General features: G+C 42.2%; 1 protein-coding gene. It reads right to left on the bottom strand.

Going from position 1 to position 937, the window contains the following annotated elements; all coding sequences use genetic code 11:
- Positions 1-225 precede the first annotated feature (225 nt).
- The gene (gene pal, locus ACS8FD_RS17655; RefSeq protein ID WP_439261580.1) at positions 226-768 is read right to left on the bottom strand and encodes a peptidoglycan-associated lipoprotein Pal; all 543 of its coding nucleotides are present in this window, start codon (positions 766-768) and stop codon (positions 226-228) included.
- Between the last annotated feature and the right edge of the window lie 169 nt (positions 769-937).

The following is a 937-nucleotide window of genomic DNA, read 5'->3' as shown; positions in this document are numbered from 1 at the left end:
AGACTGATAGGAATGCTCACATAAGCGGTTGCGCACCACGTCGTGGGACTGAGCTGCGTATATTGAGTGTCATAAAGATGCGGAATGTGCATAATTTATAGATCAGGTATTTAAGAAACAAAGCGTTTGCTAAAGTTAATATAAAAGCCCAACAATGTCACTCTTGTTGAGCTTTTGATATTATTACATTTTTAGTAAAAATATAATAATTGTGTCTACTAAATCTTAGTAAGAAAGCTCAGCACGGCGGTTCTGTGCATAGGCTTGTTCGGTAGTACCAGCAGCAGCAGGATGCTCTTCGCCATAGCTAATGACGCGAATGTTGTTAACGCTAATGCCTTGAGCTGCAAGGTAGTTACGAGCTGCTTGCGCGCGGCGCTCACCGAGTGCCATATTGTACTCACGGCTACCACGCTCATCAGTATGACCTGCAATCACAACACCAGCGGCAGGATTTGAGCTAAGCAAACTTGCATGTTGGTTTAGTACACTGGCAGCTTGTGGGGTGATCTCGCTGCTATCAAAAGCGAAATATACCACCGCTTGTAAGTTTTCTGCGCCAGTTACGATAGCACTTGAATTGTCTACGACCACAGCGCCAGTATAACCAGCTTGACCACCTGGGATACCTAAAGGAGCCACAACGACTTCTGAAGTAGCGCGCTTGGTTGCACAACCAGTTGTTAGGGCAACAGCGCCTGACAATAGAGCAAGGGTAGCGATTTTTGCAAAACGGCTGCTGGATACTGAGCTAAAATAAACTGACATAATAAACTCCTAAAATTTTGATAGAATTGTTTTTTTTGGAATACTTACCATAAAGCTTAGGCATAAATGCCCATAGAAAAATCAATGTTACGTTATGTAAATAACATTACCATAAATCATGTCAAAATTTGTCAACTATTACAATACGCTTTTGGCAACTTTTGGTGAG

It is taken from the genome of Psychrobacter sp. 1U2, assembly GCF_051847575.1.
Note: the sequence above shows the minus strand (reverse complement) of the source record. Positions and strands in the feature narration are given on the sequence as shown.

What these genes read in the sequence shown, in the direction of transcription:
- pal (WP_439261580.1), bottom strand. Translation starts at nt 768, where the DNA reads ATGTCAGTTTATTTTAGCTCAGTATCCAGCAGCCGTTTTGCAAAAATC.